The sequence below is a fragment of the Luteibacter sp. CQ10 genome (assembly GCF_040900725.1).
Lineage (GTDB): Bacteria > Pseudomonadota > Gammaproteobacteria > Xanthomonadales > Rhodanobacteraceae > Luteibacter.
Genome location: NZ_JAEUYM010000003.1, coordinates 388,075 through 404,532, shown reverse-complemented (window position 1 = coordinate 404,532; position 16,458 = coordinate 388,075). Strand labels below are relative to the sequence as shown.

The window sequence follows — 16,458 nt, the reverse complement described above, 5'->3', positions numbered from 1 at the left end:
TGGGTTCCTGCGTACGCAGGAACGACGATGCGAGATAGACCGTCGCTCTTGTGTAAGCAGGAACGGCGACGTGAGGTAGGCCGTCGCTCCTGCGCACGCAGGAGCCTGGCGCCATATCGCTCGACCAAGCGATATGGCGCCATCGCTATCACGCTTAAAGCTGCACGACGTCCCACTGCACGTCGGCGCTCACGTCGGCGCCGTAATCCACGCCTTCCACCTCGAAGCCGAACAGCTTGATGAAGTCGTGCTTGTAGCCGGCGTAGTCGGTATCGCTCCACAGGTTCGCCGTGGTGACGGTCGGCCACAACGCCTTGCATTCGCCCTGCACGTCGTCGCGCAGTTCCCAGTCGTCGAGGCGCAGGCGGCCGTCGGCATCGGTCTCGGGCTTGGCCGCATCGGCGCGATACAGGCGATCGTGGAACAGGCGGTTGATCTGCTCGATCGTACCTTCGTGGATGCCCTTGGCCTTCATGATCTTGAAGACCATGGACACGTAAAGCGGAATCACCGGGATGGCCGAGCTGGCCTGGGTCACCACCGACTTCATCACGCCCACGTACGAGCGCAGGCCACGCTCCTTGTGACGCTCACCCAGCTCCTTCGCGGTACGGTCGAGGTGCTGCTTGGCCTGGCCGAGCGTACCGTGCCAGTAGATCGGCCAGGTGATCGAGGTGCCGACGTAGCTGTAGGCGATGGTGGTGGCGTCATCGGCCAGGACGCCAGCGTCGGCCAGTGCGTCGATCCACATCGACCAGTCTTCGCCGCCCATCACGGTAACGGTGTCTTTCACTTCCTGCTCGGTGGCCGGTTCGACGGTGGCCTGCACCACTTCGTTTTTGTTCGTGTCGACCGACGACGCCGTGAAGGTGTCGCCCATGGTCTTCAGCGCGGAACGCACCACGGTGCCGGGCTCACCCATGGCCGTGCCTTCCGGCAGTTTGCGCACGGGCGACGCCAGCGAATAGACCACGAGGTCGACCTTGCCGCCCATCTCGTTCTTGATGATCTCGATGGCCTTGGCGCGCGTCTCGTTGGCGAACGCGTCGCCGTTGATCGACTTCGCGAAGAGGCCCGCCTCGCGGGCGAGCTGATCGAAGGCATGCGCGTTGTACCAGCCGGCCGTACCCGTCTTGGTGTCGCTGGACGGCTTTTCGAAGAACACGCCCAGGGTCGCGGCGCCATGGCCGAAGGCGGCGGTGATGCGCGAGGCGAGACCGTAGCCGGTCGACGAGCCGATCACGAGTACGTTCTTCGGACCGGCGGCGAACGTGCCGCTGGCCTTGGTGATGGCGATCTGCTCTTCGACGTTCTTCGCGCAGCCGATCGGGTGGGCGGTGGTGCAGATGAAACCGCGGACCTTGGGTTGGATGATCACTGGTAGTTCCTTCGACGCGTCAAGGCGCCCATTGTAATGGCGACGGCCATCCATGCGCCTCCGCACGGTGCACGGGTGGCGGGCAACAAAAAAGCCCCTCCGGAGAGGGGCTTTCGGGTGGCGCGGGAAGGCGGCTTACATGCGATCCTGCGCGACCTTGATATCGGCCTTGGCCTTCAGGGCCTGGATGTAGTCCAGCGTGGTGGCCTGGGCCATGGCGTCCATCATCTGGCCGCGAAGTGCGTCACGCTGCGCCTTGTCGACCTTGGACGGATCGCCGTCGGTCACCTTGTCGACCGCCACCAGCGCGTAAGTCGCGTCGCCGGTACGCACCACCGACCACGACGGCTTGCCGTCGACCGGGCGCGGCAGGCTGAAGGACTGCACCAGCACTTCCTGGGGAACGTCCTTCACCGTGGCGAGCTTGTCGCGCTCCAGGTCGGGCAGCGTATGCACCGGCGCCTTGGCGAGCGCCGCCACGTCGCCCCCCTTGCTCAGCTGCGCGGCGATGTCGTCGGCCTGCTTCCGGGCCTGCGCGTCCACGCGCTCGTCGAGAATGCGCTGACGCACCATGTCTTTCACGTCCGCCAGCGCCCTGGGCGTGGCGGCGTTGTGCTTGCTGAGATGCATGACCACGGCATCGCCCTTGCCGAGCTGCACCAGCGACGAATTGTTGCCCTGGTTCAGCACGTCGTCGGCGAACGCCGCCTGCACGAACTTCGGATCGGTGGGAATGCCTTCGCCACCCTGGCGACCGAAGAGCGGCGACGTCTTGATCGTGAGGCCAAGCTCCTTCGCCACCGGTTCGAGCGAACCGGGGTTGCGTTCGGCGAGATCCGCCAGCTTGCCCGCCCGCTCGTTGTAAAGACGCTCACCCTCGTTCTTCGACCAGTCGTCCGCGATCTGCGCACGCACCTGATCGAATGGCTTGGCATCGCCGTCGCGGGCGTCGCGCAGCCAGATGATGTGGTAGCCCTCTTCCGGCGAAAGCACGGGCTCCTTGGTGATGTCGCCCTTTTTCATGCCGAACAGGGCGGTATCGAACGCGGCATTGGCCACGCCTTTTTCCAGCCAGCCGAGGTCGCCGCCGGTACGCTTGGAGCCCAGGTCGTCGGAGTTCTCCGCCGCCAGCTTGGCGAAGTTTTCGGGCGTGGCTTCGGCGGCGATCTTCTTCGCCTTCTCGAGCGCGGCCTTCTGCTGGTCGGGCGTGGCGTTCTTCGGCACGTTGATGAGAATGTGCGCGGCCTCGCGTTGCGGCGGCTGCGCGTAGCGCTGCTTGTTCTGGTCGTAATACGTGCGCAGCTGCTCGTCGGTGGGCGCTTCGGCCTTCAGATCGGCCTGCTTCACTTCGAGGTAGTCGACCGAAACCTGCTCGGGCGTGGTGTAGTCGGCGATGTGCGACTTGTAGAACGCGTCGATGTCCGCGTCGGCCACCGAGGCGTCGGTGAGCGAGGGGCGCGGCAGGTCGACGAAGCGCAGGTCGCGCTTCTGCAGGCGCAGGCGGAAGAATCCGTCGACGTCGGCTTCGCTCACGAGCGTGGTGCTGGAGATGGCCGACGGCAGCAACTGCGTGGCCAGCGAGGCCCGAACCTTCGCTTCGTACATCGCCGGCGACATGCCCTGCATATTGAGGATGGCGCGGTAGGCTTCGGGGCTGAACTGGCCGTTGACCTGGAAGCTGGGATCGCTGCCGATGGTCTGGCGCACGTCGAGGTCGGACACGGTGAGCTTGAGGTTCGTGTTGGCCTGTTGCAGCAGCGCCTGACTCACGAGACCGTCGAGTACTTTCTGCTTCAGTTCGGGCTTTTCGAGATCGGCCGCCGTGAACTGCGAATTGGGATTCTGGGCGAACTGCTGACGAAGCTCGTTGAGTCGGTTCTGCCAGTCTTGCTGCGAAATTTCCTGGTCGCCCACCTTCGCCACGTAGGTGTCGACGTGTGAGACGAAGTACGACTCGATGCCGAAGAACGCGACGGCGAAGACGGAGACGCCGAGGACGATGGCCGCGGGCCAACCATGGATCTTGTTACGCAGGGCTTGCAGCATGATGCGACTCGCAACGGTTGCGCCGGCAAATCCTAACCGACGTTAGATAAAGCAAAGGCGCCACGCGGGCGCCTTTGCGGACGAATGGCGGAGTGGACGGGACTCGAACCCGCGACCTCCGGCGTGACAGGCCAGCATTCTAACCGACTGAACTACCACTCCACGTTCCGTTTGGTGGGTGCTGAGGGGATCGAACCCCCGACCAGCGCCGTGTAAAGGCGACGCTCTACCGCTGAGCTAAGCACCCCTAACGGTTAGACCGATTAGTTTACGTGATCCTTCAGCGCCTTGCCAGCGGTGAAAGCGGGGACCTTGGAGGCCGGAATCTTGATCTCTTCGTTCGTGCGCGGGTTGCGGCCCGTGCGAGCGGCGCGGGAGCGCACCTTGAACGTGCCGAAGCCGACGATCGCCACGTCACCACCGCCCTTGAGGCCTTCCTTGACGGCATCGATGAAAGCTTCGAGCGCGCGGCCCGCATCGGCCTTCGACAGCTCGGACTTTTCGGCAATGGCGGCGATCAGTTCGGATTTATTCATTACGTAACTCCCTAAGGATGATTCGAACCGCCGGACGGCGATCCTGGACGAAAAGGCATAGGTCGTGGAAGCCAGGTGACCTGGGAAGCGACCCCGTGATCGATGGTGCCGTTGCGGCACGGGTGATCGCGGTGCCGCCTTTATACCAGCGCCTTCCCCCCAACCGCAATACAAGCAATACCAAGGCTTTCAGCGGATATGCATGGTCAAACGAGACTTGCGCGCGAGTACAAATGCGATTATTGCAGGGTAACAACCATAGGACGACGAAGACGAAAAGGGCGCACCGGAGTGCGCCCTCGTTCACGCATCGAAACGATGAAATCGCGTCAGTGAGTCACTGACGGCGACTCTTTCGACTTGCCTTTTCCCTTCGCGCGAGGCACCGCCACCCCCTCGCCGCCGCCCGCTTTCTTGGGGCCGAGAGGACGTTCGAGGGCGAGGTCGAGCACTTCGTCGATCCACTTCACCGGATGGATGTCCAGCGACGACGTGATGTTTTCCGGCAGGTCGGCGAGATCCTTCCGGTTTTCCTCCGGAATGATCACGGTGGTGATGCCGCCACGATGCGCCGCAAGCAACTTCTCCTTGAGGCCACCGATGGGCAGCACGCGTCCGCGCAGGGTGATCTCGCCCGTCATCGCCACTTCGGAGCGCACCGGTACCTTGGTGAGCGCCGAGACCAGCGCCGTGCACATGGCGATACCCGCGCTGGGGCCATCCTTCGGCGTGGCGCCTTCCGGCACGTGGATGTGGATGTCGAGCTTTTCGTGGAAGTCCGCCTCGATGCCCAGGCCCGCGGCGCGGGCACGCACGACGCTCAATGCCGCCTGGATCGACTCCTTCATGACATCGCCGAGCTGACCGGTGTGCACCAGCCGGCCCTTGCCGGGTACCACGGAGGCTTCGATGCTGAGCAGGTCGCCGCCTACCTGGGTCCACGCCAGGCCGGTCACGAGACCGACTTCGTTCTGCTGTTCGGCGCGACCGAAATCGAAGCGGCGCACGCCGAGGTAGTGATCGAGGTTGGATGCATCCACGCGCACCTGGCCCGGCGCGAGCGCCTTGCCCGGCTTGGCGGCCTTCGCCGGAGCCTTCTTCACCTTGGCCTTGGCATTGGCCGGCACCGTGCCAAGCGCCAGCTCCTTCACCACCTTGCGGCAGATCTTGGAGATCTCGCGCTCGAGGTTGCGCACGCCCGATTCACGCGTGTAGTAGCGCACGATGTCACGCAAGGCGTCTTCCGCCACCGTGAGCTCGCCCGCCTTCAGGCCGTTGGCCTTCAGCTGCTTGGACAGCAGGTACTTCTGCGCGATGTTGAGCTTTTCGTCTTCGGTGTAACCCGGGATGCGGATCACTTCCATGCGATCGAGCAACGGACCGGGGATGTTGAGCGAATTGGCCGTGGCGATCCACATCACTTCGGAGAGGTCGAGGTCCACTTCGAGGTAATGGTCGTTGAAGGCGTTGTTCTGTTCGGGGTCGAGCACTTCGAGCAGCGCCGACGACGGATCGCCACGGAAGTCCATCGACATCTTGTCGATTTCGTCGAGCACGAACAGCGGATTCTTCGTGCCGACCTTGTTGAGGTTCTGCACGATGCGCCCCGGCATCGAACCGATGTAGGTACGGCGGTGACCACGAATCTCGGCTTCGTCGCGCACGCCGCCCAGGCTCATGCGAACGAATTTGCGGTTGGTGGCCTTGGCGATCGACTGGCCGAGCGAGGTCTTGCCCACGCCGGGCGGACCGACGAGACAGAGGATGGGGCCTTTCATGCGATCGACGCGCTGCTGCACGGCGAGGTATTCGAGGATGCGCTCCTTCACCTTCTCCAGGCCGAAGTGATCGGCGTCGAGCGTTTCCTGCGCCAGCGCGAGATCCTTGCGGACCTTGCTGCGCTTCTTCCACGGCACGCCCACCACCCAGTCGAGATAATTGCGCACGACCGTGGCTTCCGCCGACATCGGCGACATCTGCTTGAGCTTGTTGAATTCCTGCCTGGCCTTGGCGAGGACGGCCTTGGGCATGCCGGCGGCGTCGATCTTCTTCTGTAGCTCTTCGAGCTCGTTGGCGCCCTCTTCGCCCTCACCCAGTTCCTTCTGGATGGCCTTCATCTGTTCGTTGAGGTAGTACTCGCGCTGGCTCTTCTCCATCTGCGACTTCACGCGGCCGCGGATGCGCTTCTCGACCTGCTGCAGATCCATCTCGCCGTCGACCAGACCGATGAGCAGTTCGAGGCGCTCGCCGACATCGGCCGTCTCGAGCACTTTCTGCTTGTCGGCCATGCGCACGGACAGATGCGCGGCAATGGAATCGGCCAGGCGCGACGGATCTTCGATGCCCGACAGCGTGGCGAGGATTTCCGGCGGCAGTTTGCGGCTCTGCTTCACCAGCTGTTCGAACAGCGACACGAGCGAGCGCGACACCACGTCGAGTTCGCGCTCGTTGCTGCTGTAAATGGGTTCGATGACGCGCGCGCGTCCGCTCATCATGCCGGCGTCGTCTTCGAACGAATCGATCTGCACGCGAGACTGGCCTTCGACCAGCACCTTTACGGTGCCGTCAGGCAGCTTCAGCAATTGCAGGACGCCCGCCAGCGTACCGACCTGATGCAGGTCCGCGATGGCGGGATCGTCGATGTCGGGGCTCTTCTGCGCGACGAGCAGGATCTGCCGCTCGCCTTCCATCGCCTGCTCCAGCGCACGCATGGACTTGTCGCGACCCACGAACAACGGAATGACCATGTGCGGATAGACGACAACGTCACGCAAGGGCAGGACCGGAAGCAGGTCCAGCTCGGCGCCGCTCGTGGTTTGGCTGCGATTCTTCGCCATGTGCTTGGGGTTTCCCTCGGAGATTTTTTAGGGCTCGCCCCGACACTGCGCCGGAGCCGCCATGAACGTCAAGTGGTGGCTCGGCAAGGATCGATCAAGTGCCGGACGCCGAAACGAAAACGGCCCCGGCGCCTAGGGACGCCGGGGCCGCCGGGAGGGCGGGAAGCAGCCGTCAGGCCGCGTCGCCACCCTCACCCGCGATGCGCTGCTGCTGCAGGTTGCCGCGGTAGATCAGGTAAGGCTCAGCCTGGCCTTCGATGACGGCATCGTCGACCACGACTTTGCTCACGTGCTCCAGGGACGGCAGCTCGAACATCGTGTCGAGGAGCACCTGCTCGAGAATGGTTCGCAGTCCACGTGCGCCGGTCTTGCGCTTGAGCGCGCGACGGGCGATGGCGGACAAGGCCTCCGGACGGAACTCCAGTTCGGCGCCTTCCATCTCGAAGAGCTTGCGGAACTGCTTGGTCACCGCGTTCTTGGGCTCGGTGAGAATCTGCACCAGGGCAGCCTCGTCGAGCTCATCGAGCGTGGCCACGACCGGCAGGCGGCCAACGAACTCCGGAATGAGACCGAAACGGACCAGGTCGGCCGGCTCGACGTCGGCGAGCAACTTGCCGACGTTTTCCGTGCGCGCCTTGGAGCGCACTTCGGCGCCGAAGCCGATGCCGGTGGTCTCGGAACGCTGCTGGATCACCTTCTCCAGTCCGGCGAACGCGCCGCCGCAGATGAAGAGGATGTTGCGCGTATCGACCTGCAGGAATTCCTGCTGCGGGTGCTTGCGGCCACCCTGCGGAGGCACCGACGCCAGCGTGCCTTCGATGAGCTTGAGCAGGGCCTGCTGCACGCCTTCGCCGGACACGTCGCGGGTAATCGACGGGTTCTCGCTCTTGCGCGAGATCTTGTCGATTTCATCGATGTAGACGATGCCGCTCTGCGCCTTCTCGACGTCGTAGTCGCACTTCTGCAGGAGCTTCTGGATGATGTTCTCGACGTCTTCACCCACGTAGCCCGCTTCGGTCAGCGTGGTGGCATCGGCGATGGTGAACGGTACGTTGAGGAGACGGGCCAGCGTTTCGGCCAGCAACGTCTTACCCGAACCGGTGGGACCGATCAGGAGGATGTTGGACTTGCCCAGCTCGACTTCGTCGTTCTTCTGGCGCGATTCCATGCGCTTGTAGTGGTTGTAGACCGCGACGGACAGCGCCTTCTTGGCGCGCGTCTGGCCGACCACGTACTGGTCGAGCGCATCCATGATCTCGCGCGGCTTGGGAAGGTGCGTACGGCCGGTGGCCGCCTTTTCCTCGAGCTCTTCGCGGATGATGTCATTGCACAGCTCAACGCATTCGTCGCAGATGAACACGCTGGGACCGGCAATCAGCTTGCGCACTTCATGCTGGCTCTTGCCGCAGAAGGAGCAGTAAAGGATCTTGCCGCCGTCGTTGGAACGGCTCTGCCGCTCGTCGCTCATGCTATGTGCCCTACTGAGAATCCAGGTGCGCTTTGAGAATAGCACAGCACTCCGCCCCTGGTTCCAGGGGCGAAGTGCCGGTTTTCACAAGCGAAAAGATGAATCAAGCGGATTTGACGGTTTCAACCGTGCGCTTTTCGGCCACCGAGTCGATCAGGCCGTAGGCCTGGGCTTCCGCCCCGCTCATGAAGCGGTCGCGCTCGGTATCACGGGCGATTTCGTCGACCGTCTTGCCGCTGTGGTGGGCCAGAATCGCATTGAGGCGTTCACGCATCGTAAGAATTTCACGGGCGTGGATCTCGATGTCGGTGGCCTGGCCGGAAATGCCACCCGCCCACGGCTGATGGATCATGATGCGGGAGTGCGGCAACGAGAAACGCTTGCCGGCCGCGCCCGCCGCCAGCAGCAAGGCGCCCATCGAAGCCGCCTGGCCGATGCACATGGTGCTGACGTCCGGCTTGATGAACTGCATCGTGTCGTAGATCGCCATGCCCGCGGTGACGGAACCACCGGGGCTGTTGATGTACAGGTTGATGTCCTTGTCCGGGTTTTCGGACTCGAGGAACAGCATCTGGGCGACGATCACATTGGCCATGTAATCGTCGACCGGGCCGACCGCGAAGATGATGCGCTCCTTGAGGAGGCGCGAATAGATGTCGTAGGAACGCTCGCCGCGCGAGGTCTGCTCGACGACGATGGGCACCAGGTTGAGGTTCTGGATCGGAGCCATGGACATTCGGTCTCTCCTTCGTATGGGGCCCGGGTGGTAATCAGACGATCGGCGCTCAGGCGCCGACCGGTCGCATCACCTCGTCGAAGCTCAGTTCCTGGTCGGTGGTCTTGGCGTTGTCCGCCACCCACTCGGCCACCTGGTCTTCCATCACGCGGTTCTGCAATCCCTGCATCAGTTGGGGGTCGCCGTTATACAGTTCAATGACCTTTTCCGGCTCTTCATAGGTAGAGGCAATCGCCGTGAGCATCTCGGCCAGGCGCTTGCGATCCAGGCGCAGCTCGTTCTTGCGGGCGATCTCACCCATCAGGAGAGCGGCCGTGACGCGCTTGCGGGCGAACGGCAGGGCTTCGGCGACCATCTCCGGCGACGGCTGCTGGCCACGCGGCAGGTTGCCCGCGGCGAGGCTCTGCGCCTCGGCGTTGGCCATGAGGTCGGGCACGTCGAGGTCCGGATAGGCGCCGGCCAGCTTCTCGGCCACTTCGGACTTCAGGCGGGCCATCACGGTGGCCTTGAGCTCGCGCTCGAGGTTGGCGCGGACTTCCTTGCGGAAGGTCTCGATGCTGCCGTCGGCCACGCCGAACAGCTTCACGAAATCGTCGTCCACCGCCGGGAGGTTGGGCTCCTGCACCTTGACGATCTTGAAGGTGACCTTGGCGGTCTTGCCGGCCAGCTCGGGGTTGCGGAAGTCCTCGGGGAAGGCGACGTCCTGGACCAGGTCCTCGCCCGCCGTGCGACCGGTGAGGGCCTCGTCGAGGGCCTTGAACAGGGTGCCCGAGCCCAGCACGCTGCCGGCACGTTCCAGGCCTTCGGCCGGGAAGCGGTAGTCGCCGGCCTCGGCGGCGTATTCGAACATCACGAAGTCGCCGTCTTTCGAGGCGCGGGTCACTTCGTCGAAGCTGCGGCGCTGGGTGCGCAGGGTTTCGATCATCTTGTCGATGTCGGCGTCCTTCACCTCGGCCTTCGGACGGGCGATTTCGAGCGAGGCGACGTCGATGGCCGGGAACTCCGGCATCACTTCGAAGGTGGCCGTGTAGGCGATTTCGCCATCGACCGGGTTGCCCGTGGTGTCGACCGACGGGTTGGCGATGGGCTGCAGCTTCTCCTGCTGCACGGCCTCGCGCAGCGTGCTGCCGATGAGTTCGGACAGCGCCTCGCCACGGACCTGCGCGCCGAAACGCTGCTTGATCACGTTGGTGGGCACCTTGCCGGGGCGGAAGCCCTTCAGGCGTACCGTGCGGCCCATTTCCGCGATGCGCTCGCTGACCTGGGTCTCCAGGCGCTCCGCCGGAAACTTCACCGTGAGCTTGCGCCCGAGCTTGCCGACATTCTCAACCGAAACCTGCATGACCTCTCCTGAAACCACCACGTGCCGTGGCGCGATGGCGAACGTCCGTCGCCGTAACCGAAACAAAGGGAATCGCCGCGAACGCCGGGCCGCCGGCGCGACCCCATCCCCGGTGGCGAAAAACCCCGCAAATGACTGCCCATTCTACGTTTCCGCTCCGTACCGCCGCAACCTGCCTCACTCGCCCGCCCAACGCCTGGGGCCACCCCCTTCGGCGCCCAGGGCATCGCCAGGATTGGCCAGGGAACAGGCGGTCAGGGAAAGGCAACCGCAGCCGATGCAGTCCGTCAGGCGGTCCTTCAGATGGCTGAGCTGGGCGATCCGCTGCTCCAGCTCCTTCCGCCACGTCTCGGACATGGCGGCCCAGTCCTCCTTGTCCGGTGGGCGCCCTGGCGGCAGCGAGGCGAAGGCCCGGCCCACGGCCTCCAGCGGGATGCCTACCCGCTGGGCCACGCGGATCACCGCGATCCGCCGCAGCACGTCGGCCGCATAACGGCGCTGGTTGCCGGACGTACGAAGGCTTTGGATCAGCCCCTTTCGCTCGTAGAAGTGCAGGGCCGAGACCGCCACCCCTGCCCGCCTCGCCGCCTCGCCCACGCTCAATTCGCGCATGCCCTTGACCTGAACATTGGTTGAGGTTGCATCCTGCGTCAGGAAGGGTCGCCGCGCAAGCGTGCGACACTGGTCCGATTCGCAAGGAATGTTCATGAACGTGCGCACCCAGGACGCCGATCTTCGCCAGGCACCGGCCGACGAAACGGGCGGCATTCTCTCGCCGCCCTATCGCGCCGCCACCGTCGGCATGGTGGCCCTGATATCCCTCATCGCCTTCGAGGCGCTGGCCGTCACCACCGCCATGCCCACGGTCGCCCGCGAACTGGACGGCCTACGCCTCTATGCCCTGGCCTTCGGTGGCGTGCTGGCCACCAGCATCATCGGCATGACGCTCTCCGGCCGCTGGAGCGACCGTCGCGGGCCCGGGCCCGCCATATGGACGGGCCTGATCGGCTTCGTGACCGGTTTGGTCATCGCCGGGCTTGCCCGGACCATGCCCATCCTCCTGCTGGGGCGCCTGGTGCAGGGCTTCGGCGCGGGATGCCTGTTTCCCGCGCTTTACGTGATCGTCGGACGCCTCTACCCCGAGCGACTTCGGCCGAAGGTCTTCGCCTCGTTCTCGGCGGGCTGGGTGATACCCGCCCTGATCGGGCCGGCGATCAGCGGAGCGATCGTCGAACACTTCGGCTGGCGATGGGTTTTCCTGGCGGTGCCGATCCTCGCCGTCCCGGCCGCCATCGCGCTGCGCGGCGCGCTCCGCACGATGGAACGACCGACCGGCATGCCTGCCGGCCAGCCCGGCCGCTTACCCAACGCCGTGGGCGCCTCCATCGGCGCGTGCCTGCTGTTCGTCGCCGGACAGGAAAGTGGCTGGCTCGCCCTGGCGACATTCGTGCCCGCCATCGCCCTGCTCGTCGGCTGCGGACGCCGACTGCTTCCCAGGGGCACGCTCGTGGCCGCCCATGGCCTGCCCGCCGTCATCGTCTTGCGCGGCGTGGCCGCGTCGGCCTTCTTCGGCACCGAGGCCTTCCTGCCGCTGATGTTCTCGCACGAGCACGGTATGTCCCCGCTGTGGGCCGGCGTCGCCATCAGCGGTGGCGCACTGGGATGGTTCACGGGCTCGTGGTACCAGGGTCACTACGCGACCATCTCGCGCCAGGCGCTGCTCAACCGCGGCACGGCGCTGATGCTGGTCGGCACGATCCTCGCCGCCCTTGGCACCTTCCACGGGACGCCCGTCGCGGTATCCATCGCCGGCTGGATGCTCACCGGCCTGGGCATGGGCATGGCCTACGCCACCGTGTCAGTGCTGACGCTGTCGATGTCGTCGACGGAGGAACAGGGCACGAACAGCTCGGCCTTGCAGCTGTGCGAATCGTTGCTGGTGGCCTCGACGCTGGCCATCGGCGGATCGCTCTTCGCCGCGCTGCTCAACGTGTCCTACACGCTGGCGTTCGCGGCGAACTTCGTCATTACCGTGCTGCTCGCGGGCGCGGGCATCGTGATCGCTCGCCGCACCGATGCGCCGCGCTGACCTTAAGAAATAACCGAAGCAAACCCTCGAAGGCAGCCACGTGATGGCGTCCCGTCGGCGCACGACACGGGATTGCAAAGCGCACGGCGTATCAAATTAGGATCATACTCAACCTTGCCGAATTTACCCGACAAGTTCCGGTGAAAGTTATGAAAAGATTTCGCCTGCACCTCCAACTGCTGACTCTGTAGAGAGACGCACAGAAGATCGTGCGTCTCTCTTGACCAAGCCCATCTGGAATACCAATGGTTCGCGTGGGACGCTCAGTCATCTTGGTACTAGCCTGCGTTGCGTTCGCCCCGATGGTGAACGCCGCCACGATGCAGCAACGATTCGCCGCACTCGATGCGCTATATGAGAAGAGCTACTCGACCTCCGGCGAGCGCGCCAAGGCCGTCGATAGCGCCTTCCTCGCTAGGTTCTCCGATTTATTGAATCCCTCAAAGGTCTCCGCCCTGAGCAATGACGATCTCCGATACGCGTTCTCTGCTGCGAACATCGCTGCCTCCGCCACTTCCGACGCGTCGATAACCCGAGCGATGTGGCAAGTACTCGATGCTCTCTCGAAGAGAAAGCTGGCAACGCGGTCTGATCGCGCGAACTATTGGGGCCAACTGGTGATGGAACGGCGTATGGATGAGGCGAACGCGTACAGCCGAGCCATTCCTGGCAACGCGCTTCCGCTTCAGCCGGTAATCAAGAGGGCTGCTTCGGCCGGTTCGCCGGCTTTTCTCGAGGCAACCGATGCTTCCAAGCGGGTGTTTATTAGTGTTCCGGTCGACGTGACCGAGGGAGCGCGGGTAATCGTTGTCGGACATCCCTATTGTCATTTCACGCGAAATGCTGTGGCCGCGATTGATCAAGAGCCCGAACTTAGTGCGGCTATTGGCAAGGTGGCGATGTTCATCATGCCGCCTCGGCGCACTCTTGACTCGACCGAAGCTGAGGACTGGAACAAGGCACATCCCCGGGAAGCCATGCACCTTGTAGAGCGCAAAACGGACTGGCCCATGGTGGATAGCTGGGATACTCCTACGTTCTACTTTCTCCGCAACGGCCGCGTCGTAACGAAGGTAACCGGCTGGCCTCGCGAGGGTCACATGAGCGAACTAATGGCTGGATTGGCACGTATCGGTGTCAACGTATCCGGCGAGCCCTAAAGGGTCACTAGCAGGACGGTCGAGGAACATCTCCCATTTCCCGTCGAGGAAAATGGGAGATGACGGAGAAGATCGCCTAAGCCACACGACGTTCAAGACCACGGCTGACACCCACGCCCCAGGTCGAGACGGACAGCATGGTCGACGAAGCTGCGCACTCACTGCCTTGCGCAAGTGCAGATGATCTAGCATTTACCTACACGCCACGTGGGCCCACGGCATCGCGGCCGGAGTGCAAAACCTGCAACCATTACCAGCGTCTACTACGCCCTCTGCATAGCCGGTACCTGCCACGCCCACAATCTTTTCCGCTTCGGTTACAAAAACGTCATATGCGACCACCTTCACGTATGAAGCGATCCTCACTCGTAGCTGGTCCGGCGAAATTGCCACATGCGCTTCGGCTGTCGCGGCGATTAGCGCCAATGCCAAGCCCGGTGCTTCGTGATACGTATTCCCTCAAGCAAGCCGTAGCAGTGCTTTGGCACCCAGCGTGCTAGGTGGCAATGGTTAAGGCAGATGCAACTCTTACGATGTCGCAACACCTAAGCGCTTGATTTATCGAAATTAACCATGGTGCAAGAAGAGGGACTCGAACCCTCACGGATTACTCCGCCAGAACCTAAATTTTCCGGAGCCCCTTTCGCGCCAAGCACTTACCCGCCAGATGCCACCACAGGTGCCGTTTCTCAGGTGCCGCGTTGCCACTCAAGTGCCGCCAGGTGCCGCGAGGGGGTAAAAGGTCGAGCCTCAGGGGAACGATAGTTCCTCCCTCCTAAAGATTCCTATAGGGCAATGAAGGACTTCCTTCAGATACCCCAAAGAGACGCCCCGGTTCCCCACGGAGCCGGGGCGTTTTTCGTTCCGGTTCCACCAACAACCCGTCGTCCCACCAGGCCCCCACGAGGGGCCTTTTTCGTTTCTGGAGATCCCGCATGAATATCGTGCAGCCCACCTTGCGTGCTACGTTCGCGCCACAGGGGAAAGGGAACCATTTGGAGGTAGATGTGAAAAGGCATTTTCTAATTGCTTGGACTGCTTTGATATTGAGCTTTATGTCCGTTGAATCTGGCGCTTCGGCCATCGATGTGCAGATAGCTCCTCATTCGGTAGTAAATCAAACGCCTTCCAGCGTCATAACGGTTACGGTCAAAAATACCAGCGGTGGCGTGGTTTACATTCCAAAATTTCTTAGCCCGTTCTATACACCCGACGGCCATTTAATGACGAAACTGTTCGACGTGAAAGATGCGAGCGGCAAGGAAGTTACATTCACAGGCCGAATGGTCCGAGTTGCGCCGAGAGACCCGGATACTTTCTTTCTAAAGATGGAAGCTGGACAATCAATGTCACAGGATATTGACCTGTCCGCCGACTACGACCTCACTGCGGGCGGAACGTTTCAAGTGAGCTACACCCAGGGCTACTCGGTAACTGTCCATACTGACGACAGAGGCGAGATTGATGGCGATTTCTACTTTCAAGCCAGTCAATCCGCGACTGTGTGGATTGACCCAGCGATGGCCCACGCAGTCACGGCGGTATCGCATAGCATGACAAGCTTGCAGGCGCCTCAGGCGTTAGGCAGCCAGCAATGCACCAGTGAGCAGCTCACCACCATTCGTTCGGCCGCGCTGGCGGCTTACAACGTTTCCTACAACGCTCTTCAAGGCATCAAAGCCCTGTACGTTGTCGTAGAGGGTCAAGACTCTTCAGGCACAACGACCTATCAAGGCCGGATCAAGGACGATGCTACTTATACGACTTGGTTCGGCCCTACACAGAACACAGGTGAAGTGCATTACGCAGAGCCTCGGTACGATCAATATTGGGACACGGACGTCGATTTTGAAATGATCCATTTCATGAACTCGATCAGCCTTCGAATCGGTGCTGGGACTTATCTGTGCGGCTGTCCTGGGTATGATTCCCGAGTTGCAGCGTGGACAATCCCGCAGACACAGACAATTAATTTCTGTGATGGGTTCTTCAACCTGAAGCAAATCGATGGAGGCTACGATAGCCAAGTGCTGACCGTGATCCACGAAGTCTCGCATTACGTGGATATGTGGGGCGGCGGAACCGGAGACTACGCGTACGGACGCGGAGCCGCCCGCGTGCTTGCGACAAATGACAAGTTCCTGGCCGTCAGAAATGCCGACAACATCATGTATTACGAAGGCACGTATGTCCGCTAAATATTTTTAGCCTAAGCATCCTGATTCCTCAGAAACCCCGGCCTCTGCCGGGGTTTTCTTTTGTACCTGCTGCGCCTGTAGCTCTCGTTTGGAAATAAGCGTTTTCGGCCAATAACAGCTCGCTGCATGAACCTTTTTCCATAGCCGCCCATGAGGCGGCTTTTTCGTATCCGCACGTCCACCGAAAGGAATCCCCGAAGGTCCCTTCAAGGATCTCAAAGACCGCCGCGCGCGGGACATCTGGGCGCGTGCGCGGAAGGCAGCAGGCATCAAGCATCGGGACTGCGTCATCCACTCCCTACGCCATACATGCGCAAGCCGCCTGCTGGAGAGCGGCGTGGACCTGAAGATTGTGAAGGAGTGGCTGGGCCATAGCTCGATAGCTACCACCGACATCTACACGCACTTACAGACGAAGCAGCTTACGAGCGCGGCGCAGAGCATTCACAGGCTTCGACAGGAGACCAGCGTCGGGGTATGAATCAAAACCCTTTGACCATCCAAAGACAGGAATGGCCGAGAAGATCAAATGCTTGACGAGTCAACAAGAGATAACTGTTTGATCTTTCTCAATACAGGCTGGTGCGAGAAGGGGGACTCGAACCCCCACGGGTCACCCCGCCAGAACCTAAATCTGGTGCGTCTACCAATTCCGCCATACTCGCGCC

At 62.4% G+C, this 16,458-nt stretch carries 12 protein-coding genes and 3 tRNA genes; 4 read left to right on the top strand and 11 right to left on the bottom strand.

Features of this window, described 5'->3' with window-relative positions; translation table 11 throughout:
• Positions 1–154: 154 nt before the first annotated feature.
• From fabV to soxR, 10 genes are all read right to left on the bottom strand, one after another.
• Positions 155–1,378, bottom strand: a complete 1,224-nt coding sequence (fabV, locus tag JNG39_RS14870) for an enoyl-ACP reductase FabV (RefSeq protein WP_368312512.1) — start codon at positions 1,376–1,378, stop codon at positions 155–157.
• A gap of 135 nt (positions 1,379–1,513) precedes the next feature.
• Complete coding sequence (locus JNG39_RS14865) at positions 1,514–3,424, bottom strand: SurA N-terminal domain-containing protein (RefSeq protein ID WP_368312509.1); 1,911 nt, start codon at positions 3,422–3,424, stop codon at positions 1,514–1,516.
• An 85-nt stretch (positions 3,425–3,509) separates the two neighbouring features.
• Positions 3,510–3,586, bottom strand: a tRNA-Asp gene (locus tag JNG39_RS14860).
• A 10-nt stretch (positions 3,587–3,596) separates the two neighbouring features.
• A tRNA-Val gene (locus tag JNG39_RS14855) sits at positions 3,597–3,671 on the bottom strand.
• Positions 3,672–3,687: 16 nt separating this feature from the next.
• Entirely contained in the window at positions 3,688–3,960 is a 273-nt protein-coding gene (locus JNG39_RS14850) for an HU family DNA-binding protein (protein WP_144910266.1), read from the bottom strand.
• Positions 3,961–4,289: 329 nt separating this feature from the next.
• On the bottom strand, positions 4,290–6,797 hold the full coding sequence (gene lon, locus JNG39_RS14845) for an endopeptidase La (protein ID WP_368312507.1): 2,508 nt from the start codon (positions 6,795–6,797) through the stop codon (positions 4,290–4,292).
• Between the two features lie 172 nt (positions 6,798–6,969).
• Positions 6,970–8,265: an ATP-dependent Clp protease ATP-binding subunit ClpX gene (clpX, locus tag JNG39_RS14840; protein WP_144910262.1), complete on the bottom strand. Its 1,296-nt coding sequence runs from the start codon at positions 8,263–8,265 to the stop codon at positions 6,970–6,972.
• A 103-nt stretch (positions 8,266–8,368) separates the two neighbouring features.
• Positions 8,369–9,001 carry an ATP-dependent Clp endopeptidase proteolytic subunit ClpP gene (clpP, locus tag JNG39_RS14835; protein WP_247367819.1) on the bottom strand — a complete coding sequence of 211 codons (633 nt, stop codon included), beginning with the start codon at positions 8,999–9,001 and terminating at the stop codon, positions 8,369–8,371.
• Between the two features lie 49 nt (positions 9,002–9,050).
• Positions 9,051–10,343, bottom strand: a complete 1,293-nt coding sequence (gene tig / locus JNG39_RS14830; RefSeq protein ID WP_368312505.1) for a trigger factor — start codon at positions 10,341–10,343, stop codon at positions 9,051–9,053.
• 177 nt (positions 10,344–10,520) lie between these two features.
• On the bottom strand, positions 10,521–10,955 hold the full coding sequence (gene soxR / locus JNG39_RS14825; RefSeq protein WP_368312503.1) for a redox-sensitive transcriptional activator SoxR: 435 nt from the start codon (positions 10,953–10,955) through the stop codon (positions 10,521–10,523).
• 94 nt (positions 10,956–11,049) lie between these two features.
• Here soxR and JNG39_RS14820 point away from each other — a divergent pair, with 94 nt between their 5' ends.
• The 4 genes from JNG39_RS14820 (at position 11,050) to JNG39_RS14805 (ending at position 16,271) form a co-directional block, all read left to right on the top strand.
• Positions 11,050–12,432, top strand: a complete 1,383-nt coding sequence (locus JNG39_RS14820; protein ID WP_368312502.1) for an MFS transporter — start codon at positions 11,050–11,052, stop codon at positions 12,430–12,432.
• 302 nt (positions 12,433–12,734) lie between these two features.
• A complete protein-coding gene (locus tag JNG39_RS14815) occupies positions 12,735–13,592 on the top strand; it encodes a hypothetical protein (RefSeq protein ID WP_368312501.1) in 858 nt (285 codons plus the stop codon).
• 935 nt (positions 13,593–14,527) lie between these two features.
• Positions 14,528–15,790 carry a M35 family metallo-endopeptidase gene (locus tag JNG39_RS14810; protein WP_368312498.1) on the top strand — a complete coding sequence of 421 codons (1,263 nt, stop codon included), beginning with the start codon at positions 14,528–14,530 and terminating at the stop codon, positions 15,788–15,790.
• A gap of 190 nt (positions 15,791–15,980) precedes the next feature.
• Complete coding sequence (locus JNG39_RS14805) at positions 15,981–16,271, top strand: tyrosine-type recombinase/integrase (protein ID WP_368312836.1); 291 nt, start codon at positions 15,981–15,983, stop codon at positions 16,269–16,271.
• A gap of 99 nt (positions 16,272–16,370) precedes the next feature.
• Here the strand turns inward: JNG39_RS14805 and JNG39_RS14800 are convergent.
• A tRNA-Leu gene (locus tag JNG39_RS14800) sits at positions 16,371–16,455 on the bottom strand.
• Positions 16,456–16,458 lie beyond the last annotated feature (3 nt).

What these genes read in the sequence shown, in the direction of transcription:
- JNG39_RS14865 (WP_368312509.1), bottom strand. Translation starts at nt 3,424, where the DNA reads ATGCTGCAAGCCCTGCGTAACAAGATCCATGGTTGGCCCGCGGCCATC.
- JNG39_RS14850 (WP_144910266.1), bottom strand. Translation starts at nt 3,960, where the DNA reads ATGAATAAATCCGAACTGATCGCCGCCATTGCCGAAAAGTCCGAGCTG.
- lon (WP_368312507.1), bottom strand. Translation starts at nt 6,797, where the DNA reads ATGGCGAAGAATCGCAGCCAAACCACGAGCGGCGCCGAGCTGGACCTG.
- clpX (WP_144910262.1), bottom strand. Translation starts at nt 8,265, where the DNA reads ATGAGCGACGAGCGGCAGAGCCGTTCCAACGACGGCGGCAAGATCCTT.
- clpP (WP_247367819.1), bottom strand. Translation starts at nt 9,001, where the DNA reads ATGTCCATGGCTCCGATCCAGAACCTCAACCTGGTGCCCATCGTCGTC.
- tig (WP_368312505.1), bottom strand. Translation starts at nt 10,343, where the DNA reads ATGCAGGTTTCGGTTGAGAATGTCGGCAAGCTCGGGCGCAAGCTCACG.
- soxR (WP_368312503.1), bottom strand. Translation starts at nt 10,955, where the DNA reads ATGCGCGAATTGAGCGTGGGCGAGGCGGCGAGGCGGGCAGGGGTGGCG.
- JNG39_RS14820 (WP_368312502.1), top strand. Translation starts at nt 11,050, where the DNA reads ATGAACGTGCGCACCCAGGACGCCGATCTTCGCCAGGCACCGGCCGAC.
- JNG39_RS14815 (WP_368312501.1), top strand. Translation starts at nt 12,735, where the DNA reads ATGGTGAACGCCGCCACGATGCAGCAACGATTCGCCGCACTCGATGCG.
- JNG39_RS14810 (WP_368312498.1), top strand. Translation starts at nt 14,528, where the DNA reads ATGAATATCGTGCAGCCCACCTTGCGTGCTACGTTCGCGCCACAGGGG.